Source organism: Pseudomonas sp. ESBL9, from assembly GCF_036668715.1.
GTDB lineage: Bacteria > Pseudomonadota > Gammaproteobacteria > Pseudomonadales > Pseudomonadaceae > Aquipseudomonas > Aquipseudomonas lundensis.
In genome coordinates, this window is sequence record NZ_JAZEVV010000003.1 from 126,869 (window position 1) to 152,672 (window position 25,804).

The window sequence follows — 25,804 nt, forward strand, 5'->3', positions numbered from 1 at the left end:
GCGCGCCGGTCAGGCAGGTCATTCAATGCTGAATGGGAAATACTTGTCGTTGATCTTCTTGTAGGTGCCGTCTTCTTTGATTTCTTTGAGGGCAAGGTTCAACTTGGTGCGCAGGTCGGATTCGCCTTTGCGCAGCGCAATGCCGACTTTGTCGTCTTCGTTGATCGGCTTGCCTTTGAACTCGTAGTCTTTGCCTGCCGGGTCATCTTTCAGCCAGCCATAGATCGCGTACTTGTCGGCCAGCAGCCCGTCTACCCGGCCAGAAGACAGGTCGAGGTAAGCGTTTTCCTGGGTGTCGTACAGCTTGATGTCACCACCGACGTTGTCTTCCAGCCAAGTGGCGGCCTGGGTCGAACGCTGGGTGCCGAGTTGCTTGCTTTTGAGCGAGTCGATGTCAGTTTTGAACTCGACCCCCTTTTTTGCCACGAACTGCTGTTTGTTGGAGTAGTACGGGTCGGTGAAATCAACGGCCTGTTTGCGGTCTTCAGTAATGGACAGCGACGACACGATGAAATCGTACTTCTTGGCATTCAGTGCAGGGATGATGCCGTCCCAGTCCGAGGTCACCACCTCGCACTCGGCCTTCATCTTGGCGCACAGGGCCATGGCGATGTCGTAGTCGAAACCGACGACCTGGCCGCTAGGGTTTTTGTTATTGAACGGAGGGTAAGCCCCCTCAATGCCGACTTTGTACTTATCCACAGCCAAAGCGTTCGCACTGAACACCAGCGTGGCGGCAGCGGCCAGAAGAAACTTTTTATAGTTCTGCATGCGTGTTGCTCCGTTAGCGGTTGCTGGACATGAATTGTTTGCAGCGCGCTGAAACCGGGTTATCAAAAACCTGTTCAGGCGACCCTTGCTCTTCGATCAGACCCTGGTGCAAAAACACGACTTCGGTGGACACCTGACGGGCAAAGCCCATCTCGTGGGTGACCAGCAACATCGTGCGGCCTTCTTCGGCGAGTGCGCGGATCACACTTAGTACTTCCTGGACCATTTCCGGGTCAAGCGCCGATGTCGGTTCATCGAACAGAATCACCTTGGGCTGCATGGCCAGCGTGCGCGCAATCGCGGCACGTTGTTGCTGGCCGCCGGACAGCTCGGAGGGGTAGGCGTGGCGTTTGTCAGCGATGCCGACCTTGGCCAGCAGCGCTTCTGCCACTTCAATGGCCTCGGCTTTGCTCTGCCCCAGCACCCGGCGTGGCGCCTCGATGATGTTGTCGAGGATGCTCATGTGCGGCCACAGGTTAAAGTTTTGAAACACAAAGCCCAGTTCGCTGCGCATGCGGTTGATTTGCTTGCCATCGGCCGCAATCAGTTCGCCATTCTTGGCCTTTTTGAGCGCCAGCTCTTCCCCGGCCACGATGATCTGGCCTTCGTGGGGGTTTTCTAACAGGTTGATGCAGCGCAAGAGCGTCGATTTGCCGGAACCGGAAGAACCCAGGATCGAGATCACGTCACCGTCGCGTGCGGTCAGCGAGATACCTTTGAGTACCTCAAGCTCGCCGTAGCGTTTGTGCAAATTGCGGATTTCAAGCGCGGGCGTGGCCAGAGCCATGTGCGGTCCTCATTGTGTTCGGGTGCGATCCTGCTATTGGGCGGCCGTCCTGGCGAAGGCCAAGCTAGCATAGGGCTGCAAAGGCCACCAACCGTCTCAGGGGTACAAAAAAGGCTGGGGGCAGTCGTGGGTCGCATTGCGACAGCAGACTGTCGCGTAGACAACAACTAAGCCGGTGTTTTGCCCTCGGGCCAGACAGGTATCGCGTAAAAAAGGTCGCGATGGTGCCAGTTTTGGCCCTTCGTTGGAAGCACGAACCTACTAAAGGTCAAAGATGCGCACAGGTTTGGGGCCTGTGTGGCGCAAATGGGTAATCTGGGTGCGTTTTCGGTAGGTGTAACTGAGTGTTACGGTAACGAATTCATCGAAAGCCTTGCGCTAAAGCGCCCGTGTATTTTTCTGCGCACCTTTGCAGCCCGCGGAAAACGGCACTTTGTCACATTTTGGCTCACTTATTGCGTCAAGGATTCGAAACGCCTGTGTTGGTTACTTTTTACGTATGTCAACGCAGGTGCTCGGAATGGCTTCAATTAAAGGTAGTCGCAATGAGCAATACGCAATCCTCTAACCATCTGGAACAAGGGCTCAAGCCACGGCATGTGACCATGCTGTCGATTGCCGGTGTCATCGGCGCCGGCCTGTTTGTGGGCTCCGGTCACGCCATTGCGCAGGCGGGCCCCGCCGTGCTGCTGGCCTACGCCGCCGCCGGTACGCTGGTGGTGCTGGTGATGCGCATGCTGGCCGAGATGGCCGTGGCCTCGCCCGATACCGGCTCGTTCTCCACCTATGCCGACCGTGCCATTGGCCACTGGGCCGGTTTCACCATCGGCTGGCTGTACTGGTGGTTCTGGGTCCTGGTGATTCCGCTGGAGGCCAACGCCGCCGCTACCATCTTGCACGCGTGGTTCCCGGACACCGCCATCTGGGTCTTTACCCTGGTCATCACCTTATTGCTGACCGCCACCAACCTGTTCAGCGTCAAGAACTACGGCGAGTTCGAGTTCTGGTTCGCCCTGGTCAAAGTGCTGGCGATCATCGGCTTCATCATTTTGGGCGTACTGGCGGTCTTCGGCTTGTTACCCAACAGCCAGGTCAGCGGTGTTTCCCATCTGGTCGACACCGTCGGCTTCATGCCCAACGGCATGGGCGCGGTACTGGCTGCCATGCTGACCACCATGTTCTCGTTCATGGGCACTGAAATCGTCACCATCGCGGCGGCCGAATCCAAAGACCCCAGCAAGCAAATCACCAAGGCCACCAACTCGGTCATCTGGCGGATCGGCTTGTTCTACCTCGTGTCGATCTTCCTGGTCGTGGCGCTGGTGCCGTGGAACGACGCAGGCTTGGCGCAGGTCGGTTCGTACCAGACCGTACTGGATCGCATGGGCATCCCGAACGCCAAGCTGATCGTGGACATCGTGGTGCTGATCGCCGTGACCAGCTGCCTGAACTCGGCGCTCTACACCTCGTCGCGCATGCTGTTCTCGTTGAGCAACCGTGGCGACGCCCCGGCGGTGGCCAAACGCACCAACGCCAGCGGCACGCCTTACTGGGCGGTGATGATGTCCACCGGTGCGGCGTTTCTCGCGGTATTCGCCAACTACGTCGCCCCGTCGCAAGTGTTTGAATTCCTGCTCGCCAGTTCCGGCGCCATCGCCCTGTTGGTGTATCTGGTGATCGCCGTGTCGCAACTGCGCATGCGCCAAAAGCGCACCGCCGAAGGCGAAAAAATCGCGTTCAAAATGTGGCTGTTCCCGGGCCTGACCTGGGCGGTGATCGTGTTCATCGTGGCGATTTTGACCGTCATGCTGTTTCAGGAAGCGCATCAGGTCGAGATCATCGCCACCGGCCTGCTGAGCATCTTTGTGGTCACGGCGGGCCTGCTGGTCGCCCGTCGTCGACGCATTGAAAAAATGGGGGCACCGGTACTCAACTGACGCCAGGACGGCACAACCGGCTGAGTGCCACCCAGACCGCCATCGACACTGATGGCGGTCTTTTTTTTGCGTCGAACAAAGCCCACCGGGATGACCGTTGATCACTATCTGCGGGGTATTTCTCACTCTGTGGGAATGCAATTTCAGCTAATGGGAAACTCCGTGCACCATGCGAGCAAGAGCATGGGGCCGACAATGAACAACAACACGCCAACAGATCGCTTGCTGCACATCCTCGTCACGCTGGGGCAATCGGGCGAGGCCATCTCCGCCCGCGAGCTGTCCGCACAATTGGGCCAGCCGCTGAGCAGCACTTACCGCCACCTCAAAACCCTGCTGCGTTGGGGGCTGGCCGAAGAAAACGGACTGGGCCGCTACCTGCCCGGCCCGGCCTGTTTGCAACTGGCCAAAAAATTCGACCGCGAGGCGGTTCTGGTCACGCTGGCCAAGCCCGAACTCAAACGGCTGGCCGACCTGAGCCAGGAAAGCGTGGCGCTGATGGTGCCCAGTAATGGCCAGGCGATCTGCATCGAACTGGTCGACAGCCCGCAGCCGCTGCGCTGCTGTTACCAGAAAGGGTTGGCCCAGCCGCTGTTGGTCGGCGCCTCGGCGCGGGTGCTGCTGGCGCACATGGATCCGGCTCACAGCCTCGCCCTGTTGCACAGCCAGGGCGTCGACGCGCCCGCGTGCGCCGACTACCAGCGCAGTTTTGAACAGATCCGCGCTCAGGGTTACGCCGTCAGCCTCAGTGAAATCGACGACGGCATCTGGGGCGTCAGCGCCCCGTTGATCGACAGCCGCGAGCGCCTGCAAGGCGCCATCAGCCTTATGGCCCCCGCCTTTCGGGCCCAGCAACGCAGCGAACGCCTGATCCGTTGGACGCAGGACGTCGCGCTGCGCCTGAGCGCTCGCCTGGATTGAATGTAATGGGAGTTTTCGCATGACCGTTGTACCTGACATGACCCTGTGGACAGGCCGCATTGACGCCGCCGAAGGGCAGGGCGCCCTTCGCTGGCATCAATGGATCAAACCGCTGGCGCCGGGTATGCCGGCGGGCGCGGCGCTCATTGGTCTGGCCAGTGATGAAGGCGTCAAACGCAATCAAGGCCGCACGGGCGCGCGTCTGGGGCCACCGGCCTTGCGCTCGGCGCTGGCCAATCTGGCCTGGCACGGCAGCGCGCCGTTGTATGACGCCGGGGACGTGGCCTGTGTGGGCAGCGACCTCGAAGGCGCACAACACGCTTACGCCGCGCAGGTCACTGAGCTGCTGACCCAAGGGCATTTGCCGCTGGGGCTGGGGGGCGGGCATGAAATCGCCTTCGCCAGTTTCAGCGGGCTGGCCGATTACCTGCGCGGGCAAACCCCTGCACCGCGCATCGGCATTCTCAATTTTGATGCGCACTTTGACCTGCGCCACGCCGAGCAAAGCAGTTCCGGCACGCCCTTCCGGCAAATCGCCGAGTACTGCCAGCGCGCCGACATGCCGTTTGCGTATTGCTGCCTGGGCGTTAGCCAGTTGAACAACACCCAAGCCCTGTTCGAACAGGCCGAGCGGCTGAACGTGCGTTACCGCCTCGACCGGCACATGAACAGCTGGGACATGCCCGCGCTGGAGGCCGCGCTGGATGAGTTTTTGAGTGGCGTTGACCACCTCTACCTCACGCTTTGTCTGGACGTGCTGCCTGCCAGTCAGGCGCCGGGCGTGAGTGCGCCGTCTGCACACGGGGTCGACCTGAACATCGTTGAGCACCTGGTACGGCGCGCCAAGGCCAGCGGCAAAGTGCGCATGGCCGACATTGCCGAACTCAACCCCGGCCTGGACCTGGACCACCGGACCGCCCGCATTGGTGCGCGGCTGCTGGCCAGCCTGATTGATTAAGTTTTTCGCTCGTCCCTGAACCCGCTTGTTGAATCATAAAAAAAAGAGAAATTCGCCATGCTGACATTCCAACTGGATGCGCTGAGCACCCTGGCTCTCGCGCTGCTCCTGCTGGGCCTGGGTGCCCAACTGAAAAAACGCAGTTATTGGCTGCGCCAACTCTGCGTTCCCGCCCCGGTGATCGGGGGCTTCGGTTTTGCCTTGCTGATCTGGTTGCTGCGCGATCGGCAACTGCTCGACCTGACCCTCGACACCAGCCTGCAAACCCCTTTGATGGTGGCGTTCTTTACCACCGTCGGGTTGGGCGGCAGCCTGGGGCTGTTGCGCAAGGGCGGCAAGTTGCTGTTTATCTACCTCGGTGCGTGCTGGGGGCTGGCGCTGGTGCAAAACGTGGTCGGCGTGAGCGTGGCCAAGGCGCTGGGCATCGACCCGTTGCTGGGGATCATGGCAGGGGCGGTCTCGCTGGAAGGCGGGTTCGGCGCGGCGGCAGCGTTCGGCCCGATTGCCGAAGACCTGGGCACCGTGGGGGCGACCACCGCCGCGCTGGCGGCGGCCACCTTCGGCATGGTGGCAGGCGGCTTGCTCGGCAGCCCGCTGGCGCGCTGGTTGATCGAACGTAACACGCTGAGCGTCACAGCCGAAGACGCCGGGGACCTCAAAGCCTTCGAAGGGGTTGTCCACACGCCGCCTGCGGCACTGGACGCGCCGACCCTGCTGCGCCTGCTGACCTGCATCGTGGTGATCATGGTGGTGGGCTTCTGGTTGGGCGGCAGTCTGCAACAGCACCTTGGCATCGTGTTGCCGAGCTACGTGGGCGCCATGTTCGTGGCGATCCTGCTACGCAACTTCAACGACCGCACTCAGGTGGTAGAGCTGCCCGACCATGCGGTCAGCACCCTCGGCGATGTCAGCCTCGGCATGTTCCTGACCATGGCCATGATGAGTCTCAAATTCTGGGAACTGGAAAAGCTCGGCATGCCGTTGCTGGTGATTCTGGTGGTGCAGGTGGTGATCATGCTGTTGCTGTGCATCTTCGTGCTGTTCCGCCTGTTTGGCGGCAACTATGACGCGGCGGTGCTGTGCGCAGGCTTCATGGGGCACGGGCTGGGCGCCACGCCCAATGCAGTGGCCAACATGGGCGCGATCTGCGACCACTACAAAGTGTTTTCGTACAAAGCCTTTATCATCGTGCCGTTGTGTGGCGCAGTGTTGATCGACATTGTGGCAATCCCGATGATCACCTGGTTCATCAACGCCTTCGCCTGACCTGCCTACAGGCCTTGCCTCGCTACCGGTTAAAGGTGAGCTGGCAAGGCCTGAGGGCTGTCAGGCAACCTTGGGCACGGTAAAGCGGAACTCGCTGCCTTCACCGGGCTTGCTCTCGGCCAGCAACTGGCCGCCGTGGGCCTTAATGATGCCCTGCGAAATGTAGAGCCCCAGTCCCGTGCCGGTCGCGTTGCCCTCCTTGGCTGTCCAGTAGCGTTCGAAGATGTGCGGCAACTGCTCAGGCGCAATGCCTTTGCCCGAATCGCGCACGCTGAACACGATTTCATCGCCATTGGACATGGCCGCCACGCCGATCTTGCCATCGGCCGGGGTGAACTTGATGGCATTGCCGATCAGGTTCGACAGCACCTGAAACAGACGCTCCGGGTCGGCGTGGATCTTCAGGTCGGGCTCGGCGTTGAAGGTCAGTTCCACCGACTTGTCCAGCGCCAGAGGCGCCAGCAGCGAGAGCGCTTCTTCGAAGATCTGCGCCACGTCCAGCGGCTGCGGGTTGATGGTGTAGCGCCCGGCTTCGATCTTGGAGGTGTCGAGCAAGTCTTCCAGCAACACGTTCATGCGGCTGCTGGCTTGCTGCATGGTGTCGATGGCCGAGGTGATACGACGCGAGGTGTGCGGGCCGTCGCTGCTGAAGGCTTTTTGCATCATGCCGCAGAGCATCGAAATGATGGTCATGGGGCTGCGCAAATCGTGGGAGACCACGGCCACCAGCTCGTCCCGGGCACGCACGGCCTGTTGCTCGCGCAGCACCTGACGGGCGAGGTCGTTTTCCAGCGCCGAACGGCGCAAGTCATTGGCGGCGAACAGGTCGCCATGGCTCCACTTGTTGGAAATACCGTCCATTTCGACCTTCCACAACTCAAACGACGTGCGCGGGCTCAGGCGCAGGCCCGTGGCGCTGGGCTCCAGATTGAGCGGCTTTTTTGGGTCACCGCTCCACGGGATGCTTTCCTTCACCTCTTTGCGAAACCACAGCACCGCGTTGTCCACCGGCTTGGGCAGGGTCATGGCCAGCAGGCCGCTGGCGATGTCCTTGTACGCGGCGGCGGGCGCATAGACCGTCGACAGGTGATGGCTCGACAGCACCGACTCGCCCGACGCCTTGAACCACTGGTACAAGGCACGGATTTCATCGGGTGGCGGGCACTCGCCGTAACGGTGCAGCACCTTGTCTTCCAGGATCGCCACGCCGCTGGCGCCGGTCAGCGACATCAGCCGCTCAGGCTCGGCGGCCAGGCCGTCAAACACGTGTTCCTGGCTGTGGACCATGGCCGTGTTGAGCTGCACCAGCGCCTCCATTTTGGCTTCGCGCTGGCGGCTGATTTCCAGGGTTTGCAGGGCACTGATTTGCAGCGACAGCACCTGGCCGATGGTCTGGCAGGCCATGCGCAGCTCGTGGGGGACGTGCAGCGGCTGACGATGCCCGCAACTAATCAGGCCCCACAGCCGCTCCCCGTCCATCAGCGAAATGCTCATGGACGACAGCACGCCCATGTTGCGCATGTACTGGCAGTGGATCGGTGACACGCTGCGTAACACCGCGCCGCTCAAGTCCAGCGCTTGGCCCGTGTCAGGGCGCAGCCGCGGCACCAGTTCGACCGGCTGGTAATCGGCGTTGGGGATGATGCGCAGCCAGTGCGTGCGATACAGCTCGCGGGCCTGTTCGGGGATGTCGGAGGCCGGGAAGAACATCCCGTTGAACAGCTCCATCGACGGCGCCGAGGCTTCAGCGATCACCTGGCCGTGGCCTTCTTCCTGAAAGCGGTAGATCAACACACGGTCGTAGCCGGTGAGGGCCTGTATTTCCTCGACGCAAATGTCGTACAGGGCAGGCAAGGTTTTGGCCGCTTGCAGGCGTTGCAGCATGCGGCTCAGGTTGCGCACTTTGTCCATCGTGCTTTTGATTTGTAACGCGTCTGGCTTGAGTTCCAGCTCAAGCACCAGCACGCCGCTTTCGCGGTGCAACAGGCCTTCGTACGCAACCCCTTGCATGTCAAGCTCCAGCGGCGGCGCGTCCACGTTCGCGGCGAACCCGGCGGCCTGCGCAATGGCGGCCGCGGCGGTCGGGCCGGTGAGCATGCTCAGCGGTTGGCCCAGCAGCGCATGGGGGTTCAGGTCGAACAGGTCCTGCACGTTGTGGCTGATTTGCTCGATGCACAGCGCGGGCTCGGACAAGGTCACCAGCACGCCGTGGGGCTGGATGGCGCCGGGGTAGCGGATCGGTTCGTCGGCGCAATTGACCAGCAGGGCTTCAAACGCCTCAGTGTCGAGTGAATTCATAGCAAAACCTCCTGGCGATCGAGCCATTGCTCGAAACAGCTAAACGTTGAACAGGCAGCCTGTGCGGCTTCGCTTCGCCCTGTGGCATCGAGCGGCACACTGCCCAGAAATTCAATAAATGCTTTCCAGTGCTGGCCAGTGTCCTCGCCATACACAAACAGGAACGCACCGCCGTTATCGGCATCAAGGCCCAAATGCTCAGCCACCCGTTTGCGCAGCACATTGCCGCCCAGCGTGGCGCCTTCGAGCACATACAAAACCCCCAGTGCCTGGGCTTCGCTGCGCACGGTGGGCAGGTGCTGGCAGCGGGGCAGTGCGTGCGGGTCTACGCCCAGCGCCCGCAGGTCCTGGACCAACGCAGGCGTCTTGAGCCGCGCCGCCAGGTCAAACCCTGACGGAATGAACGCGCTGTGCGTCAGCCGGTCTTCCAATGCCTGATAAAACCCGAAATAGGCACTCAGCAAGCGGGTGTAATACTCAAGGTCGAGCGTGTCTGAAAAAAACGGTAGCCGTTGCTCTAACGCAACATGCAGGGTGTGTGTACCGGCGCGCAGATCGTTCAGGACGCTGGGCGCGGCGGGGGGAGATTGGACTGGTGGCATGCCGTGTAACAGGGCTCTCTGCGTGCGCAAAAAATAGGCGCTCATGACTTTCTGAAGCCATGGCATGAAAAAAGTGCAATAAATCTGACAGGTCTTAGCCCAAAATTCTGGCAGATTGACAGCACCTTGTGCGACCCCAATGACACCGCACAGGATCGACGGTACACCTGAACACGTATTGATATGGCCCCGTGACTGCGAGGAATTACCATGCTTGAACTGCGCCCCAACTGTGAATGCTGTGATTGCGATTTGCCGCCGGACGCCTCTCAGGCGCGTATCTGTTCGTTCGAATGCACCTTCTGCGCGACGTGTTCGGAGCAGAAGCTGGGCGGCCTGTGCCCCAACTGCGGCGGTGAACTGCTGCCTCGCCCGCGTCGTCCGGCCAGCAAGCTGGCCCGGCATCCGGCGTCCACGGTGCGGGTCAATAAACCGCAGGGGTGCGCACCCGGCGCCTGAGGCGGGCTTGCCGTTACATATGGAAGTCCATATATTCTGGCGTCCCTCTGTAAGGTCCTGTGTCATGACTCAAACCGTTTCCCCGCCGTCGGTGTTCAAAGCCCTGGCGGATCCCACCCGTGCGCGGCTGGCGCTGCTGCTCGCGCAGGAAGGCGAGCTGTGCGTGTGCGAGCTGATGTGTGCGCTCGATGACAGCCAGCCCAAAATCTCCCGGCACCTGGCGCACTTGCGCCGGTGCGGGCTGTTACTGGATCGCCGTCAGGGCCAGTGGGTGTATTACCGCCTCAACCCGGCCTTGCCCGCGTGGGTCTCGGCGGTGCTGGACATCACCCTCAACGCCAACCGGGCCTGGCTGCACAGCGATGTGCAACGGCTGGGCGCCATGGGCGACCGCCCGCTACGCAACCCGTGCTGCTGAGCGGCGAGGACAGTTCGATGTGGGTAGCCAGTGCTATTTTTGTGTTCACGATTGTGTTGGTCATTTGGCAGCCGCGCGGCTTGGGCGTGGGGTGGAGCGCCTCGATGGGGGCTGTGCTGGCGCTGGCCTTTGGCGTGGTGCAGTTGAGCGACATTCCCTTGGTGTGGTCGATTATCTGGAACGCCACCGGCACCTTTGTGGCGCTGATTATCATCAGCCTGTTGCTGGATGAGGCGGGTTTTTTCGCGTGGGCGGCGTTGCATGTGGCGCGCTGGGGGCAGGGCCGTGGCAAGCGGCTGTTCGCCTTTATGGTGCTGCTCGGCGCGCTGGTCTCGGCGCTGTTTGCCAATGATGGCGCGGCGCTGATCCTGACCCCGATTGTGGTCGCCATGCTGCTGGCGCTGCGCTTCTCGCCTGCGGCGACCCTGGCGTTTGTGATGGGCGCGGGGTTCATCGCAGACACCGCCAGTTTGCCCCTGGTGGTGTCGAACCTGGTGAACATCGTGTCGGCCGACTTCTTCAAGATCGGCTTCAACCAATACGCAGCGGTCATGGTGCCGGTCAACCTGGTGAGCGTGGCGGCGACGCTGGGCATGCTGCTGTGGTTCTTTCGCCGCGATATTCCGGCGCGCTACGACCCGGCCGAGCTGGATGCGCCCGCCAGGGCCATTCACGACCGCGCCACGTTCATGGCCGGTTGGTGGGTGCTGGGGATCCTGCTGGCAGGGTGTTTTGCGCTGGAGCCGCTGGGCATCCCGATCAGCGCCATCTCGGCGTTATGCGCCGCCTTGCTGCTGTTGATCGCGGCACGCGGGCACCGGATTTCAACCCGCAAGGTGCTCAAGGAAGCGCCCTGGCAGATCGTGATTTTCTCCCTCGGCATGTATTTGGTGGTCTACGGCCTGCGCAATGCCGGGCTGACCCAGGCGCTGGCCGGTTGGCTCGACGCATTCGCCGTACATGGCGTGTGGGGCGCCACCTTCGGCACGGGGCTGCTGACGGCGCTATTGTCGTCGATCATGAACAACTTGCCGACGGTGCTGATCGGCGCGCTGTCGATCGACGCCAGCAGCGCCACGGGCGTGGTGAAGGAGGCGATGGTGTACGCCAACGTGATTGGCAGCGACCTGGGCCCGAAAATCACACCGATTGGCAGCCTGGCCACGTTGTTGTGGCTGCACGTGCTGGCGCGCAAGGGGATCCGCATCACCTGGGGGTATTACTTCAAAGTCGGCATTGTGCTGACCGTGCCCGTGTTGCTGATCACCCTGGCGGCGCTGGCCGTTCGGTTGGGTGGCTGAGGGCGGTCAGTCGGCGGGCGCCTGCCCGAGGGCGTCCACGGTGGCTTTGACCGCGCGCAAGGCGTGGCTCAGCAGGAACGCCTGATGGGCGTCGATACACAGCGTGCCGGTGGCGGCTGCGTCCAGCGTGTGGGTGGCGGCGGACAGCAGTTCGCTGGCGCTGTGCAAGGCGTGAACGGCGGGGATGTCGGGTGTCACGCTGAACAGCAGGTGGTTGTGATGGGCCGGGCCGGTTTCGTGGAAGGCGAGCGGGGTGGTGAGGTGCGGCATGAAGATCTCCAACTTTTCAGTAAGAGCTGCCACGTTCCTTCCTACGGGATTGGGTGGCAGCCATGTGCGGGGTAGGAATACCGGGAAAGTTGGCACCCGGCCAGACCGAAGTCTGCCCGCACACAGCTGCCATAGAGCGTTATTCCGGACATAAAAAAACGCCGGAAAGACAGTCTTGGGCGCTACGCGCCAACTTTGAATCGGGTTCCTACGCCCGGCCACGGGATTGACCGTGACGCTGCGGACTTTATCCCTCGCACACTGACTTGGCAAATCGGGCGCTGCGCACCGGTGCGCAGCCTGACTGTCAGAGCGTGTTGCGGGCGCTGCGCTCGGCCAGCAGGCGCGAGGCTTCAACGTAAGCGGTCTGGAAGGTCGGGGTTTCGACCCATGCCAGCGCGGCGTCTTCGTCGTCACCGTGCACGGTCATGCGGAAGGCAATCAGCAAACCCATCAGAAAATCGGTGGCGTCCTCTTCCTCTTCTTCCGAAATCACCAGCTCCAGCACCGGGTATTGCAGGAACACACTGCACATCGCTTGCAGGCCGCGGGTTTCAGCGGCTTTCATGGCCTGGAACAGGTCGTCGAAATCCTCAGGCTCGAAGCCGTTTTCCTTGATGTCCTGGAAGTCGAAAGTGCTGAGGTCGATTTTGACGTCATCGAACGGATGATCGATCAGGGCCGAAGCCGAGGCTTTCGCTGGCTTGCCCATACGATTCTGTTTGGCTTTGGACTTGGCCCGCTGCGCGTGCTTGTGCTGTTTCTTTGGCGTTGCCATGAACGTGTGTCCTGTGGAGGCTGAGGAGGGGATTGAACTCCATCTCTTCGCAATCGCCAAGCGAAGTGGCTGGATATCCGTGCTCTATCTCCCTTCACCCCTGTAAACCCGGGCCACAACCGGTAGGCCTGATAGACGACTTTTTATAAATCTTGAGAATCTTCCTACCGACAAGCCAAACACCTGTGAAGTAGCGTCCTGTTGCACTTAGGCGGTGAATACGGATCGTCAAATTGCAGAGGCGGTGTTATGGCGGTTAAGAACATTTTCCCCAATACCCTGGGATGTAATGGGATAGACGGCAACCGGCGACATAGGGAGGCGACAGAGCAAGCACAGGCCGCTTGGGATAGAACACTGGCGGCGAATGCACGGAACGAGCGGGAAGCTGACGCACGCAGGCGTTCGATCAAGAAGCCGGATGTGGTGGCCTCACGCGGATGCGTCTTTGCCAAGCGTTGCACGCTGCCAGAAGGGACCATTAACTACATCAGTCCCGGCGGAGCCATCCCCACCGATCCGGTTAGCCAATATGGCGAGTTTGCCTTGCTGGGTGGCCGTGAAACGGATGCACAAGGAAACATTCCCCTTAAGAAAATCAGCGGCTCCGTACCCTCGTCGCTGGGAACACTTCTATTGGGTGGTGTGGCTACTGGCACCGCTGGCGGTGTGTCTTGTGGGGGTTTGTGCACGGCTGGCGCTGTGGCGTCCGGGCCCACCACGGGTGTTGCTGCGGGTCTTTTGGTGGGCGTGGTTGCATTGCTGTGGCCGTCAAGCTTGGGCGACAGCAGCCTATATACAGAAGAACAGCTCCAGACGCTTAAAGAGGGACGTATACGTGTTCGCCTGCACGTTGAGCAGCAGGCCGACGGCACCTTGAAGGGGTACGGGTACAACACCCAGAAGCGCCGCGACTGGGAAATGATTCCCGTGGTGCAGTTCGTTGCTCAAGGCTCCCGGCAAGTGGCTGACTTGGGCGATGGCGTAACCCTGATATGGACCCCCGCCGCTGATCCGTCCAACACCGTAGGTATTCCAGCGTTAGAGGGTGCACCTCAAGCCCCACAAATCTGGATTTATCCGCCATCTGAGAAAGCGGATAGCATCATCGTCAACCCGATCTACCCGCCCGAGTACAAAGACTTCATCCTTGTGTTCCCGGCTGACTCTGGCATTCAGCCGCTGTACATCGTGATGAATGTCCGGCTTGCCCCCGGTACCGTTACAGGACAGGGGAAAGATGTGACGGGCCTCTGGTTAGCCGGGGCGAGTTCTGGACTCGGAGCGCCCGTACCCACAAGTATTGCCAGTCAACTTATCGGAAAACGCTTTAGCAGTTTCGATGCTTTCAGGAAGGCATTCTGGACTGCCGTGGGCAATGACCCAGCGCTATTGAGCCAGTTCAAGCTCACGAACCAAAACAAACTACGAAATGGCAAAGCCCCCTTCGCTCAAAGACCAGAGCACAACGGTGAAAACGCTCGCTACGAGATCCATCATATTGAAAACGTTCAGCATGGCGGCGCGGTGTACGACGTAGACAACCTCGCAATAATGACGCCAAAACGACACGTAGCGATTCACAAGGAAGACAGACAATGATTTTGAAAAACAGTGTTTCCGACTACACCGAACAGGAATTCATAGAGCTGCTTCAACGCATTATCGGGAACGACGCAAGCGAAGAGGAAGAGAACAGACTCGTGCATCACTTCAACACGATCTGTGAACATCCAGCAGGCTCGGACTTGATATTTTTCCCCGAGGACGATGCTGACGACTCAGCCGAAGGCATCACGCGCACACTCAAAAAATGGCGCGCTGCTCAAGGCTTGCCGGGATTCAGGTACGGTTGTAGGTAAAGGAAAACCCGGCTTCCCCGGAGGCACCAGAATTGACATCATTCGACCCAACCCCAGCCTCTGAGGGGGCAGACATGTCCATCACCGAAACAAAAGTAGTCGATATTATTGCGGTGCCCGAGTGGGAGCCTGAAAACGTAATTTTGGTAATCACTGACCACCTTGAGTGGGGTGATAAAGCGCAACAAGGCGAACACCTGCTACTGCTTCAAGAAAAGATCAACAGCTACGTTGCTTTCATTGAGAGCGCAGAGTTATTGGAAAGCTACCCGCCCGCGAAAGACAAGCTACCCATCATCCGAGTTAACGGTTTGTATGAGCTGCCAGCACAAGGCCAAACCTTTATAGACCGAGTCACTGACCTACTGAAAGGTGCAGGTATCGGCTTTGAGTTCGTGCTGAAAGAAAACGAGAGAATTCGCAATAGGTGACGACCCGCTTCACCGGGATCACTTCTATTGGGTGGTGTGGCTACTGGCACCGCTGGCGCGGTGGCGTCCGGGACCACCACGGGTGTTGCTGTTGGTACTTTGGCGGGCGTGGTTGCATTGCTGTGGCCATCCAGCTTGGGCGACAGCAGCCTATATACAGAAGAACAGCTCCAGACGCTTAAAGAAGGACGTATACGTGTTCGCCTGCACGTTGAGCAGCAGGCCGATGGCACCTTGAAGGGGTACGGGTACAACACCCAGAAGCGCCGCGACTGGGAAATGATTCCCGTGGTGCAGTTCGTTGCCCAAGGCTCCCGGCAAGTGGCTGACTTGGGCGATGGCGTAACCCTGATATGGACCCCCGCCGCTGATCCGTCCAACACCTTAGGTACTCCAGCGTTAGAGGGTGCTCTACAGGCACCCCAGATTTGGATTTATCCGCCCACCGAACAGGCGGATAACATCATCGTCAGTCCGCTCTACCCGGACGCTTACAAAGATTTCATTCTGGTATTCCCGGCTGATTCTGGTGTGCAGTCGTTGTACATCGTAGTGGGTGCTCGCCACTCAACAGGCGCTGTCACTGGCCAAGGACAAGACATATCCGGCATCTGGCTTGCTGGCGCTGGCACAGGGTTTGGCTCACCGATACCAACGAGAATTGCCGATCAGTTGCGGGGACAGACATTTAAGCGTTTCGATGATTTCAGGGCTGCACTCTGGACTGCCATAGGCAATGATCCCGAACTATTGAGGCAGTTCAACTCCACCAACCAAGGCTGGCTAGCGAAAGGCAATTCACCGTTTGCACCGAAAGCGGAACGCAACGGCGGGAACGGTCGTTACGAGATACACCACATCGAACACATTCAACATGGGGGCGCTATTTACGACATTGATAACCTCTGCGTAGCCACGCCAAAGCGTCACGTTGAAATTCATAAGGAAGACAGGCTGACATCATGAAAAACACATTCAGCGAATACACAGAAAGCGAATTCGAAGCCCTGCTACAGCGCATCATTAGCCACGATGGCACGGAGCTGGAAGTAGACAAGATGGTGTTTCTCTTCGAAGAAGTGAGCGAGCATCCTGCCGGGTCCGACCTGATTTTCTACCCAGAAGACGGCGCTGATGATTCGGCATCAGGCATCACCAAGACGGTGAAAGCGTGGCGCGCTGCTCAAGGCTTGCCGGGATTCAGGTACGGTTGTAGGTAAAGGAAAACCCGGCTTCCCCGGAGGCACCAGAATTGACATCATTCGACCCAACCCCAGCCTCTGAGGGGGCAGACATGTCCATCACCGAAACAAAAGTAGTCGATATTATTGCGGTGCCCGAGTGGGAGCCTGAAAACGTAATTTTGGTAATCACTGACCACCTTGAGTGGGGTGATAAAGCGCAACAAGGCGAACACCTGCTACTGCTTCAAGAAAAGATCAACAGCTACGTTGCGTTCATTGAGAGCGCAGAGTTATTGGAAAGCTACCCGCCCGCGAAAGACAAGCTACCCATCATCCGAGTTAACGGTTTGTATGAGCTGCCAGCACAAGGCCAAACCTTTATAGACCGAGTTACTGACCTACTGAAAGGTGCAGGTATCGGCTTTGAGTTCGTGCTGAAAGAAAGCGAGAAAATTCGCAATAGGTGACGACCCGCTTCACTGGGATCACTTCTATTGGCTGGTGTGGCTACTGGCACCGCTGGCGCTGTGGCGTCCGGGCCCACCACGGGTGTTGCTGCGGGTCTTTTGGTGGGCGTGGTTGCATTGCTGTGGCCATCCAGCTTGGGCGACAGCAGCCTATATACCGAAGAACAGCTCCAGACGCTCAAAGAAGGACGTACGCGTGTTCGCCTGCACGTTGAGCAGCAGGCCGATGGCACCTTGAAGGGGTACGGGTACAACACCCAGAAGCGTCGCGACTGGGAAATGATTCCCGTGGTGCAGTTCGTTGCCCAAGGCTCCCGGCAAGTGGCTGACTTGGGCGATGGCGTAACCCTGATATGGACCCCCGCCGCTGACCCGTCCAACACCTTAGGTACTCTAGCGTTAGAAGGCGCTCCACAGGCACCCCAGATTTGGATTTATCCGCCCACCGAACAGGCGGATAGGCGCTTGAACTAAAAAGGAGGGTCAACGCTATTGGGCTTTTCACTTGAGAGGGAGAGCCGCTCGTTTGTCTTGATTCTCGGTTCTTGATATGTGCTGTAGCGTCCTGCCGCCGCGCATACCGCGTGACTTGCAAGTGTCTGGGGCGCGAGGCGGTAAAGTGCTTAGAGGCCCTGTGGCGCGCCTGGGGAAACGAAAGGGCTGCGCGGGGGTGGGCAGCGTGGCCGACGTCTCAGCGTGTCTGAGGGAGGCTCTCAAGCTGAAAACTGTATTCAGATTAAAACTATTCAGTGCTGGGGCTGGTACCGAAAGTCAGTTGGACGGCTTTCAATCCCGCGCCTAAAGCGCCTTGGTCCAGCAACCCTAAAATCGCAGGCAATAAAAAACCCCCAAGGACACATGGTTCCTTGGGGGTTTCTCGGTATTTTGGTGCCCAGAGACGGAATCGAACCGCCGACACGGGGATTTTCAATCCCCTGCTCTACCGACTGAGCTATCTGGGCAACGGGGCGCATTAGAAGCCTTTTTCGATAATCCGTCAAACACTTTTTTGAAAAATATTTAATTATTACCGTCGCTTACAGACCAAACCCTTTAAAACCGGGGTTTATTCGCTTGGCGGAACGTAGCCTTCTGCTTTTGCGTATTCCTCGCCGCTGAAGAACTTGTCCATCTCGCCTTGCAGGTATTTGCGGTCTTCGGCGTTCATCATGTTCAAACGCTTTTCGTTGATCAGCAGGGTTTGGTGTTTTTGCCAGTCGGCCCAGGCCTTGGCCGAGACGTGGTCGAATATGTCCTGACCTTTGGCGCCCGGAAAGGGCGCGCGTTCCAGCGCGGGCAATTCTTCTTTGTACTTGCGGCACATGATGGTGCGGGTCATGACGACTCTCCTGCGTTCAATAGGTCGGCTGCGTGCTTGAGCAGTTTTTTCACCGGCGCCGCCAGGCCCAGGCGCGGCGGGGTGGCGAGGTTATACCAGAGCCAGTCAGCCTCGGCCACGTGATGGCCGGACTCCTTGACGTGGATCAGCCAGGGTTCGATGGCCAGCTGGAAGTGGCTGAACGTGTGGGTCAGGCCGGGCATGGGCTGTTGCGTGCCGACCGTGAGTGCGTGTTGCAGCGCCAGGTGTTCGATGTCCTTGAGGTCGTCGAGTTCTGGCAAGCTCCACAAACCGCCCCACAGCCCCGTCGACGGGCGGCGATAGAGCAAGATCGCGCCCTCGCCATTGGCCAGCATCGGCATCAAGGTGCGTTTGAGCGGCACGGCTTTGCGCGGTTTGGGGATCGGGTAGCGGGTCTCAAGGCCCAGCATGTGCGCCTGGCAGCCGGTTTCAAGCGGGCACAGCAGGCAGCTCGGCTTGGTGCGCGTGCAAAGTGTCGCGCCCATGTCCATCATCGCCTGGGTGTAGGCGTTGACGCGGTCGTGGGGGGTGAAGCGTTCGGCGGTGGCCCACAGCTGTTTGGCCACTTTGGGCTCGCCCGGATACCCCTCTTGCGCGGTGTAGCGGGCCAGCACGCGTTTGACGTTGCCGTCCAGGATAGGGGCGCGCAGGCCCATGCTGATGCTGGCAATCGCCCCTGCGGTGGACAGCCCGATGCCGGGCAGCTCCACCAGTTTTTCGACGTCCTGGGGGAATTCGCCGCCGTATTGCTCGACGACGATCTTGGCGGTTTTTTGCAGGTTGCGGGCCCGGGTGTAGTAACCCAGCCCCGTCCACAGGTGCAGCACTTCGTCTTCGGGGGCGGCGGCCAGCGCCTGGACCGTCGGCAATGACGCCATGAACCGGTCGAAGTAGTTCAGCACGGTGCTGACCTGGGTTTGCTGCAACATGATTTCCGAGACCCACACCCGGTAAGGGGTGATGCCCTGTTGCCAGGGCAGGTCGTGGCGGCCGTGGCGATCGAACCACTCAAGCACCACAGTTGCGAACTGCTCGTCTCTCATCGCTTGAACAGCCCCTTGAGGGCCTCTTTGAGTTCCGGGCTGACTTTGTCACCGAGTTTCTCTTCAAGCTTCTCGCTGATTTTGTTGCCCGCCACTTTGGCCGCGACTTTGCCCAGGCCTTCCTTGTCCAGACGGCAGGCCTTGGCGCCCAGCTCCAGCGGGCCACGGCAGCGCAAAGGCAGCTCGACCCCGACGAAGTTTTTACCGACCTGACACGCCGGGTCAGGCATGGCGCTCTTGTCGCCTTCAACGGTGATGCCGATGCGGTAATCCATGCCCAGAACGCGCAGGTCGATGTCGCCATCGCCTTTGACGCTCATGCCGGGGATGCGCACGATCAGGTCAGGGTTGCTGGCCACGCCGTTGTGGAAGACCAGGCTGCCTTTGAGCGCCTTGAAGGGCGTGTCTTTGCCGCGGGGCGCGCCGCTCAGGGTTTTGCGATTGAGGGTGGCGATGCCCTGGCACAGTTGCTGTTCAAGGTTGGCGTTGAGCAGCACACCGTCGTTGAGCACGAAATTGGCGGTGCCGTTGAGGCTTTCAATCAGCGCGTTCTGGCTGTTGCCGCTGCCAGTGACGTTGCTGTCGAGGGTCAGCAGGCCATTGATTGGCGGTTTTTGCCCCTGGCTCTGCAGGATTTTTTCCACGGGTACGTTGTTGATCCGGGTTTGCAGGTTCACCAGCGGCAGCATCGGCCGCACATCCAGGCTGCCGTTGGCGGCAAAGTGACCTTTGTACAGATCGCCACGCAGGGTTTCGAGGGTCAGCAGGCCGCCCTGGCTGTTGGCTTTGAGGGCTGCGTTCTGGATCGGCAGTTTGCTGATGGTCAGTTGACCGAAGCTGATGTCGGCGGTCAGGTCCAGCGCCTTGAGGCGAGTGACCGGAATCAGCTTGGCGGTGCTCCAGCCACTTTTGGTCGGTGCAGCGGGCAAAGGCGTGTCGCCCGAAGCGGCCAGTGCGCCAGCCTCGCTCGATTGCACTTCGGCCTGGCGTGCGGCGGTGGCGCTGGTGGCTTCTGCGGTTTTGGGTGGCAGGTAGCGATCAGCGTCAAACGTGTCGCCTTTGAGCTGGATGCGCAGGGCCTGTTTGGCGAAGTCTTCGACGGCGATGCGGCCGGTAAAGGTGCTGTCGTCCACTTTCAGGTTCAGCTCATCGAAGGTCACGCTGGTGGGCGTGCCGGACAGGCGGCTGACCATTTCGACTTTGCTCAGGCTGCCCGGCGCCATGGGCGGCAACGGGTGGCCGATGCTGTCGAGGAACTTGGCCAGGTCAAGCTGGGCAATCGACAGGCCGCCGCTGATCTGCGCAGTGGTGTCCAGGCTGTGGGCTTTTAGCTCACCCAGCGCGCGCAGCTGGTTGGCGGAAATCTTCAAACTGCTCCATTCAGCGACGTTCGCAGCCAGATCGACCAGTATTTGCCCTTGCGCGGCGTAGGTGACGGTTTTGCCTTGCAGCGGTTCGCCCGACGCTTCGCCAGTGATTCTCATGTCTTCGAACTGGTAGCGCTTGAGGACGCGGTCAAAGCGCAGTTTGCCGTCGACTTCGGTCTTGACGCGCATAACAGGCTGGTTGGTGCCCAGAAACGCGGTCAATTTGACCGGGGTGCTGGTGGCCTCGTGAATCGGGCCGGTGCTCAGCTGGATGCTTTCTGCGCTGAACTGCTTGCCGTTTTGTTCGTCGTTGTACTCAACCCGCGCGTTGTTCACGGTCAGGCTGTCGATGTCGAGTTTGATCGGCTGGCTGGCGGTGTCGGGTTTGGCGCTCGACGCGGGCGCTGCCGGTTGAGCCGGTGTTTCAGTGCTGGCGGTGGTCGGTGCGGGCTGGCCGATGTCTTGCCAGTTGCCATGGCCGGCTGTGTCGCGGGTCAGGCGCAGGTTCAGGCCTTCAACGCGCACGTCGCTCATTTGCACTTCTTTGCGCAGCAGCGGCAGCACGCGCACGGACAGGCCAATCATTTGCAGGTCAGCGAACGGTTTGTTCGGCGCGGCGAGGGTGGCCACGCTGGCGTCGTGCAATTCAAGGCCGAGCCAGGGGAAGAGGCTCCAGCCAATGTCGCCATTGAGAGTCAGCTCAATGTGGGCTTTGTCACGGGCTATCTGGCGGATCTCGTCTTTGTAGTCGTTGGGATCAAACAAATGGCTCAAGGCAAAGCCCAGAGCCACGATGATCAGCAACAATCCGAGAAGCACCAGACCCAGGATTTTGCCGAACGCTTTCATGGGCGGATCCTTGTAAGTCTGTGTGAAGGTCAGTTTTAAATTTAGCCGCAGAGTATAGCGCCACGCGTCAGCCGCCTGTGACCCGATGCGACTTGAGTCGAAGCCGTTGGGGTTAAAGCGGTGAAGTGCGGTTTAGACCGCTGATCAGTTTTGAGTCTGAAAAATAAGATCAGTTTTGACGCAAAAGACCGCATCAGTTTGATCTTTCTCCTACGACCAAATGGTAATCTCCGCCTGTTTTTCGGGCCTTCTGCGGCGCATTGTCGCGCCTCGAACTTACGCCAATAACAAGACTGTGCGCTTAAGGGCGCCAAAGTCAGGGCATGAGCGTGTCTGGAGAACCTTCTATTTCATGGGGGAAATATCAATGAGCACCAGCATTGCTGCGGGCAGCCTTGCCTCACAGCCGGCGTTCCTGTCCAAAGAACGCATCGTCGCAACACCCGGTTTTAATCGTTGGCTGGTTCCACCTGCCGCGCTGGCCATCCATTTGTGCATTGGCATGGCTTATGGTTTTTCTGTGTTCTGGCTGCCGCTGTCCAAGGCGCTGGGGGTTACCGCGCCGGTGGCGTGTGCGCCCGACATGAGTTTCATCGCACAGGTGTTTTCGTCGCAATGCGACTGGCCGATCTCGATGCTCGGCTGGATCTACACCTTGTTCTTTATCTTTCTGGGGTGTTCGGCCGCGGTCTGGGGTGGCTGGCTTGAGCATGCCGGGCCGCGCAAGGCCGGCGTAGTGTCGGCGCTGTGCTGGTGTGGCGGTTTGCTGATTTCGGCGCTGGGCATTTATACCCATCAGATCTGGTTGATGTGGCTGGGCTCGGGGGTGATTGGCGGTATCGGGCTGGGGCTGGGGTACATCTCGCCGGTCTCGACCCTGATCAAGTGGTTCCCGGACAAGCGCGGCATGGCCACGGGCATGGCCATCATGGGTTTTGGCGGCGGTGCCATGGTGGGCGCGCCTCTGGCGGCGGCATTGATGGGCCACTTTGCGACCCCGGACAGCGTGGGCGTGTGGCAGAGCTTTGTGGTCATGGCGGCGATTTATTTTGTGTTCATGATCGGTGGCGCGCTGGCTTACCGGGTGCCGCCTACCGGCTGGAAGCCTGAAGGCTGGACGCCACCGGCGAAAAAAGCCGCGAACGCGATGATTACCCAGCGTCACGTTCACGTCAGCGTGGCCTGGAAAACCCCGCAGTTTGCGCTGGTGTGGCTGGTGCTGTGCCTGAACGTTTCGGCGGGTATCGGCATTCTGGGCATGGCCTCGCCGTTGTTGCAGGAAGTCTTTGCCGGCAAGTTGTTGGGCAATGAGCTGTCGTTCAGCCAACTGGATGCGGCGCAACTGGCGCAGATCGCGGCAATTGCGGCGGGCTTCACCGGGCTGTTGAGTCTGTTCAACATCGGCGGGCGCTTTTTCTGGGCCTCGTTCTCCGATTACCTGGGGCGCAAAAACACCTATTTCGTGTTCTTTGCCTTGGGTTTTGCGCTGTACGCGCTGGTGCCCAACCTGGGGCATCTGGGCAATGTGTCGCTGTTCGTGGCGGCGTTTTGCATCATCCTGTCGATGTACGGCGGTGGTTTTGCCACGGTTCCGGCTTACCTGGCGGACCTGTTCGGCACGCAGATGGTGGGGGCGATCCATGGTCGTCTGCTGACAGCCTGGGCAGCCGCGGGCGTGCTGGGGCCGGTGCTGGTCAACTACTTGCGTGAATATCAGTTGAGCATCGGCGTGGAACGCGCCGCGGCGTATGACATCACGCTGTACATTCTGGCGGGCTTGCTGGTGCTGGGCTTTATCTGCAACTTGCTGGTGCGCCCGGTGGATGACAAGTACTTCATGACCGATGCACAACTGGCGGCCGAGCAGGCGCTGGGGCACGACAAAGGCGCTGACGCCACGACGTCGCTGGAGTGGAAAGCCGCGCCGGGCAGCTTGCCGTTGACCGTGGCCGCCTGGCTGGCGGTGGGGATTCCGCTGCTGTGGGGCGTGTGGGTCACCGTGCAGAAGACGGCGGTGCTGTTTCAATAATCCCGTCGTGCGCCGCCGCAAGGGTGGCGCCCCTCTCGCGGCCTCGGGCAACCGCTGTGCCTGAGGCGCGAACCCCTCTCTGTCAGACTTATCCCCTTGCGTGTTTCTGTTTGCCGGACCCGTGCCTATAATGGCCACCTTTTTCGCCCAATGATTTTGCGGAGCTGGTGATGGCCGAACGTAAGGCGTCAGTCGAGCGCGATACTCTGGAAACCCAGATCAAAGCCTCGATCAACTTGGATGGTACCGGTAAGGCCCGATTCGATATCGGTGTGCCTTTTCTTGAGCACATGCTCGACCAGATCGCCCGACATGGGCTGATCGACCTGGACATCGAGTGCAAAGGCGACCTGCATATCGACGATCACCATACCGTCGAAGACGTCGGCATTACCCTCGGTAAAGCCTTCAGCCAAGCGGTTGGCGACAAAAAAGGCATGACCCGCTACGGCCACGCCTATGTCCCGCTGGATGAAGCGCTGTCGCGTGTGGTCATCGACTTTTCCGGCCGTCCGGGCCTGCAAATGCATATTCCCTATACCCGCGCCACCGTTGGCGGCTTTGACGTTGACCTGTTTCAGGAGTTCTTTCAGGGCTTCGTGAACCACGCCAACGTGACGCTGCACATCGACAACCTGCGCGGCACCAACACGCACCACCAGATCGAAACCGTATTCAAGGCGTTCGGCCGCGCGCTGCGCATGGCGATTACGCTCGATGAGCGCATGGCCGGGCAAATGCCTTCTACCAAGGGCGTGCTCTGATGCAGACAGTGGCGGTCATCGATTACGGCATGGGTAACCTGCACTCGGTCGCCAAGGCGCTGGAACACGTCGGCGCCGGTCGCGTGCTGATTACCAGCGATGCGGACGTGATCCGTGAAGCCGACCGTGTGGTGTTTCCCGGTGTGGGCGCGATTCGCGACTGCATGGCGGAAATCCGTCGCCTGGGTTTCGACGCGCTGGTGCGCGAAGTCAGTCAGGACCGTCCGTTCCTCGGCATTTGTGTCGGCATGCAAGCCTTGCTCGACAGCAGTGAAGAGAACGGCGGGGTCGACTGCATTGGCCTGTTCCCCGGTCAGGTGAAGTTTTTTGGCAAAGACCTGCACGAAAACGGCGAGCACCTCAAAGTGCCGCACATGGGCTGGAACGAAGTGCAACAGAAGGTCGATCACCCTCTGTGGCACAGCATCCCGGACCTGGCGCGCTTCTACTTTGTTCACAGCTACTACATCGCAGCGGGCAACCCCCGGCAGGTAGTGGGTGGCGGGCATTACGGCGTCGATTTTGCCGCCGCGCTGGCTGAAGGCTCGCGCTTCGCGGTGCAATTCCACCCCGAAAAAAGCCATACCCACGGCTTGCAGTTGCTGGAAAACTTCGTGGCCTGGGACGGGCGCTGGTAATGGCGCGCAAGCCAAAGCCGCCGATTCTCACGCTCACCCCCGAGCAAGAGAACGAAGCCAACAGCAAGATCAAACGCTTTATGGAAGACCGTTTCGAACTGGACCTCGGTTCGTTCGAGGCGGCTGAAATCCTTGAGCTGTTCACCCGCGAAATCGCGCCGCATTACTACAATCGCGCGATTTTCGATGTGCAGGCGCACCTCAAAGAGAGGTTCGAGAGCATCGAAAGCGACCTGTGGGCGCTCGAAAAGAACTGATTTCCGAGTCGTTGACTCCCGAATTTAAAGGTTTGCCAGATGCTGATTATCCCCGCTATCGATCTAAAAGACGGTGCCTGTGTACGTCTGCGCCAGGGCCGCATGGAAGATTCCACGGTGTTCTCCGATGACCCGGTGAGCATGGCCGCCAAATGGGTAGACGGTGGTTGCCGCCGCTTGCACCTGGTCGACTTGAACGGCGCGTTTGAAGGCCAGCCGGTCAATGGCGACGTGGTCACGGCCATTGCCAAGCGCTATCCGCATTTGCCGATCCAGATCGGCGGCGGAATCCGCTCGCTGGAAACCATCGAGCACTACGTCAAGGCGGGCGTGAGCTACGTGATTCTGGGCACCAAAGCGGTGAAGAACCCTGAGTTCGTGGCTGAGGCCTGCCGTGCCTTCCCCGGCAAGATCATCGTGGGCATGGACGCTAAAGACGGCTTTGTGGCCACTGATGGCTGGGCAGAAGTCAGCAGCGTGCAAGTGATCGATCTGGCCAAGCGTTTTGAAGCAGACGGCGTGTCGGCCATCGTTTATACCGACATCGCCAAAGACGGCATGATGCAGGGCTGCAACGTGAGCTACACCGCTGCACTGGCGGCCGCGACCACCATCCCTGTGATCGCTTCGGGCGGCATCCACAACCTGGGCGATATCAAGGCCCTGATGGACGCCAAGGCGCCGGGCATCGTGGGTGCCATCACCGGTCGTGCTATCTATGAAGGCACGCTGGATGTGGCCGAGGCCCAAGCCTTCTGCGACAGCTACAAGGCCTGAGGAGAACGTC

At 59.9% G+C, this 25,804-nt stretch carries 27 protein-coding genes, 1 tRNA gene and 1 pseudogene; 19 read left to right on the top strand and 10 right to left on the bottom strand.

What is annotated here, in order from left to right:
* Positions 1 to 18: 18 nt before the first annotated feature.
* Positions 19 to 771 (bottom strand): transporter substrate-binding domain-containing protein, encoded by a 753-nt coding sequence (locus V6F78_RS10265; protein WP_047291722.1) that lies wholly within the window; start codon positions 769 to 771, stop codon positions 19 to 21.
* Positions 772 to 784: 13 nt separating this feature from the next.
* Positions 785 to 1,558: an ABC transporter ATP-binding protein gene (locus V6F78_RS10270; protein ID WP_047291721.1), complete on the bottom strand. Its 774-nt coding sequence runs from the start codon at positions 1,556 to 1,558 to the stop codon at positions 785 to 787.
* 545 nt (positions 1,559 to 2,103) lie between these two features.
* Here V6F78_RS10270 and gabP point away from each other — a divergent pair.
* From gabP to gltS, 4 genes are all read left to right on the top strand, one after another.
* Complete coding sequence (gene gabP, locus V6F78_RS10275) at positions 2,104 to 3,495, top strand: GABA permease (protein WP_047272883.1); 1,392 nt, start codon at positions 2,104 to 2,106, stop codon at positions 3,493 to 3,495.
* Positions 3,496 to 3,690: 195 nt separating this feature from the next.
* The gene (locus tag V6F78_RS10280) at positions 3,691 to 4,416 is read left to right on the top strand and encodes an IclR family transcriptional regulator (protein WP_332727130.1); all 726 of its coding nucleotides are present in this window, start codon (positions 3,691 to 3,693) and stop codon (positions 4,414 to 4,416) included.
* A gap of 19 nt (positions 4,417 to 4,435) precedes the next feature.
* Positions 4,436 to 5,374, top strand: a complete 939-nt coding sequence (gene hutG, locus V6F78_RS10285; RefSeq protein ID WP_047272885.1) for a formimidoylglutamase — start codon at positions 4,436 to 4,438, stop codon at positions 5,372 to 5,374.
* Positions 5,375 to 5,431: 57 nt separating this feature from the next.
* Positions 5,432 to 6,640 (top strand): sodium/glutamate symporter, encoded by a 1,209-nt coding sequence (gene gltS, locus V6F78_RS10290; protein ID WP_047291719.1) that lies wholly within the window; start codon positions 5,432 to 5,434, stop codon positions 6,638 to 6,640.
* 60 nt (positions 6,641 to 6,700) lie between these two features.
* On the opposite strand, the gene V6F78_RS10295 is transcribed toward gltS, so the two are convergent.
* Together V6F78_RS10295 and V6F78_RS10300 are read right to left on the bottom strand one after the other, a co-directional pair.
* Positions 6,701 to 8,938 (bottom strand): ATP-binding protein, encoded by a 2,238-nt coding sequence (locus V6F78_RS10295; RefSeq protein ID WP_332727131.1) that lies wholly within the window; start codon positions 8,936 to 8,938, stop codon positions 6,701 to 6,703.
* A complete protein-coding gene (locus tag V6F78_RS10300) occupies positions 8,935 to 9,540 on the bottom strand; it encodes a biliverdin-producing heme oxygenase (protein WP_070411532.1) in 606 nt (201 codons plus the stop codon). The genes V6F78_RS10295 and V6F78_RS10300 overlap by 4 nt, the downstream gene beginning before the upstream one ends.
* A 210-nt stretch (positions 9,541 to 9,750) precedes the next feature.
* Between V6F78_RS10300 and V6F78_RS10305 the strand changes: the two genes are divergently transcribed.
* The 3 genes from V6F78_RS10305 (at position 9,751) to V6F78_RS10315 (ending at position 11,718) form a co-directional block, all read left to right on the top strand.
* On the top strand, positions 9,751 to 9,999 hold the full coding sequence (locus V6F78_RS10305; RefSeq protein WP_047272888.1) for a DUF1272 domain-containing protein: 249 nt from the start codon (positions 9,751 to 9,753) through the stop codon (positions 9,997 to 9,999).
* 64 nt (positions 10,000 to 10,063) lie between these two features.
* Positions 10,064 to 10,417, top strand: coding sequence for a metalloregulator ArsR/SmtB family transcription factor (locus V6F78_RS10310; protein WP_047279767.1), 354 nt, complete (start codon positions 10,064 to 10,066; stop codon positions 10,415 to 10,417).
* A 17-nt stretch (positions 10,418 to 10,434) separates the two neighbouring features.
* Complete coding sequence (locus V6F78_RS10315) at positions 10,435 to 11,718, top strand: arsenic transporter (protein WP_332727133.1); 1,284 nt, start codon at positions 10,435 to 10,437, stop codon at positions 11,716 to 11,718.
* Positions 11,719 to 11,724: 6 nt separating this feature from the next.
* Here the strand turns inward: V6F78_RS10315 and V6F78_RS10320 are convergent, their stop codons facing one another.
* Positions 11,725 to 12,021, bottom strand: a complete 297-nt coding sequence (locus V6F78_RS10320) for a DUF3077 domain-containing protein (protein ID WP_254658286.1) — start codon at positions 12,019 to 12,021, stop codon at positions 11,725 to 11,727.
* A gap of 274 nt (positions 12,022 to 12,295) precedes the next feature.
* The gene (locus V6F78_RS10325) at positions 12,296 to 12,766 is read right to left on the bottom strand and encodes a hypothetical protein (RefSeq protein ID WP_047291714.1); all 471 of its coding nucleotides are present in this window, start codon (positions 12,764 to 12,766) and stop codon (positions 12,296 to 12,298) included.
* A 249-nt stretch (positions 12,767 to 13,015) separates the two neighbouring features.
* Here V6F78_RS10325 and V6F78_RS10330 point away from each other — a divergent pair, with 249 nt between their 5' ends.
* From V6F78_RS10330 to V6F78_RS10360, 7 genes and pseudogenes are all read left to right on the top strand, one after another.
* Positions 13,016 to 14,368, top strand: a complete 1,353-nt coding sequence (locus V6F78_RS10330; RefSeq protein WP_332727135.1) for an S-type pyocin domain-containing protein — start codon at positions 13,016 to 13,018, stop codon at positions 14,366 to 14,368.
* Positions 14,365 to 14,628, top strand: a complete 264-nt coding sequence (locus tag V6F78_RS10335; RefSeq protein WP_047279765.1) for a bacteriocin immunity protein — start codon at positions 14,365 to 14,367, stop codon at positions 14,626 to 14,628. Before V6F78_RS10330 ends, V6F78_RS10335 begins: the two co-directional genes overlap by 4 nt.
* A 74-nt stretch (positions 14,629 to 14,702) precedes the next feature.
* Positions 14,703 to 15,059, top strand: coding sequence for a DUF6572 domain-containing protein (locus V6F78_RS10340; protein WP_169839184.1), 357 nt, complete (start codon positions 14,703 to 14,705; stop codon positions 15,057 to 15,059).
* 36 nt (positions 15,060 to 15,095) lie between these two features.
* The gene (locus V6F78_RS10345; RefSeq protein WP_332727357.1) at positions 15,096 to 16,025 is read left to right on the top strand and encodes an S-type pyocin domain-containing protein; all 930 of its coding nucleotides are present in this window, start codon (positions 15,096 to 15,098) and stop codon (positions 16,023 to 16,025) included.
* The gene (locus V6F78_RS10350; protein ID WP_047291712.1) at positions 16,022 to 16,279 is read left to right on the top strand and encodes a bacteriocin immunity protein; all 258 of its coding nucleotides are present in this window, start codon (positions 16,022 to 16,024) and stop codon (positions 16,277 to 16,279) included. Before V6F78_RS10345 ends, V6F78_RS10350 begins: the two co-directional genes overlap by 4 nt.
* A gap of 74 nt (positions 16,280 to 16,353) precedes the next feature.
* Complete coding sequence (locus V6F78_RS10355) at positions 16,354 to 16,710, top strand: DUF6572 domain-containing protein (RefSeq protein ID WP_047291710.1); 357 nt, start codon at positions 16,354 to 16,356, stop codon at positions 16,708 to 16,710.
* A gap of 3 nt (positions 16,711 to 16,713) precedes the next feature.
* A pseudogene (locus V6F78_RS10360) lies at positions 16,714 to 17,169 on the top strand (S-type pyocin domain-containing protein); the annotation flags it as partial.
* 427 nt (positions 17,170 to 17,596) lie between these two features.
* Here the strand turns inward: V6F78_RS10360 and V6F78_RS10365 are convergent.
* The 4 genes from V6F78_RS10365 to V6F78_RS10380 form a co-directional block, all read right to left on the bottom strand.
* Positions 17,597 to 17,672: transfer RNA gene (locus V6F78_RS10365), tRNA-Phe, on the bottom strand.
* A 104-nt stretch (positions 17,673 to 17,776) separates the two neighbouring features.
* The gene (locus V6F78_RS10370; RefSeq protein ID WP_047272894.1) at positions 17,777 to 18,049 is read right to left on the bottom strand and encodes an oxidative damage protection protein; all 273 of its coding nucleotides are present in this window, start codon (positions 18,047 to 18,049) and stop codon (positions 17,777 to 17,779) included.
* Positions 18,046 to 19,113 (bottom strand): A/G-specific adenine glycosylase, encoded by a 1,068-nt coding sequence (mutY, locus tag V6F78_RS10375; RefSeq protein ID WP_047291184.1) that lies wholly within the window; start codon positions 19,111 to 19,113, stop codon positions 18,046 to 18,048. Before mutY ends, V6F78_RS10370 begins: the two co-directional genes overlap by 4 nt.
* A complete protein-coding gene (locus V6F78_RS10380) occupies positions 19,110 to 21,329 on the bottom strand; it encodes an AsmA family protein (RefSeq protein ID WP_047291186.1) in 2,220 nt (739 codons plus the stop codon). Before V6F78_RS10380 ends, mutY begins: the two co-directional genes overlap by 4 nt.
* Before the next feature lie 367 nt (positions 21,330 to 21,696).
* On the opposite strand from V6F78_RS10380, the gene V6F78_RS10385 reads away from it, so the two are divergent.
* From V6F78_RS10385 to hisA, 5 genes are all read left to right on the top strand, one after another.
* The gene (locus V6F78_RS10385) at positions 21,697 to 23,358 is read left to right on the top strand and encodes an OFA family MFS transporter (protein WP_332727138.1); all 1,662 of its coding nucleotides are present in this window, start codon (positions 21,697 to 21,699) and stop codon (positions 23,356 to 23,358) included.
* 170 nt (positions 23,359 to 23,528) lie between these two features.
* Positions 23,529 to 24,122 (top strand): imidazoleglycerol-phosphate dehydratase HisB, encoded by a 594-nt coding sequence (hisB, locus tag V6F78_RS10390; RefSeq protein WP_047272898.1) that lies wholly within the window; start codon positions 23,529 to 23,531, stop codon positions 24,120 to 24,122.
* Positions 24,122 to 24,760: an imidazole glycerol phosphate synthase subunit HisH gene (gene hisH / locus V6F78_RS10395; protein WP_047272899.1), complete on the top strand. Its 639-nt coding sequence runs from the start codon at positions 24,122 to 24,124 to the stop codon at positions 24,758 to 24,760. Before hisB ends, hisH begins: the two co-directional genes overlap by 1 nt.
* On the top strand, positions 24,760 to 25,017 hold the full coding sequence (locus tag V6F78_RS10400; protein ID WP_047279761.1) for a DUF2164 domain-containing protein: 258 nt from the start codon (positions 24,760 to 24,762) through the stop codon (positions 25,015 to 25,017). Before hisH ends, V6F78_RS10400 begins: the two co-directional genes overlap by 1 nt.
* Before the next feature lie 39 nt (positions 25,018 to 25,056).
* Positions 25,057 to 25,794 (top strand): 1-(5-phosphoribosyl)-5-[(5-phosphoribosylamino)methylideneamino]imidazole-4-carboxamide isomerase, encoded by a 738-nt coding sequence (hisA, locus tag V6F78_RS10405; RefSeq protein ID WP_047279760.1) that lies wholly within the window; start codon positions 25,057 to 25,059, stop codon positions 25,792 to 25,794.
* Positions 25,795 to 25,804 lie beyond the last annotated feature (10 nt).